General features: G+C 25.1%; 1 protein-coding gene. It reads right to left on the bottom strand.

The features are described 5' to 3' along the window. Nucleotides 1–332: replication initiation protein (locus AC1DHT_RS29480; protein WP_477761617.1), on the bottom strand; the 332-nt coding region annotated here is incomplete at its 3' end. Between the last annotated feature and the right edge of the window lie 18 nt (nt 333–350).

Below are 350 nucleotides of genomic sequence, written 5' to 3'. Positions count from 1 at the left end.
GTTATAGAATTTAAAATATGTTTTAAATCAGGATTAACACTAATAGATAAACATTCTTCGTCTAAATCTACTTTGTATGAAGTAAATAAAACAAATTTTTCAAAAGACCTATCATTACGCTCCACATATGTTAGATTCAACATTTTATCGTATACGTGCTCTAAATCATTAATAAAACGTTCTTGAGAACGTGTATAGTAGTTACTTAAATATTTTAATTCTTCAAAAGGAATAATTACTTTTCTCGTATCCTGTTCTTTAAGTTTATTACATAATGTAAAAAATAAATCTACTTCAGTACTTGTAAAACGTCTTAATGGGACTAAATTCATCTCATTTCTATATACTAC

It is taken from the genome of Pseudomonas sp. 05N432 (assembly GCF_056396945.1).
This window is presented reverse-complemented; position numbering and strand designations above follow the sequence as displayed.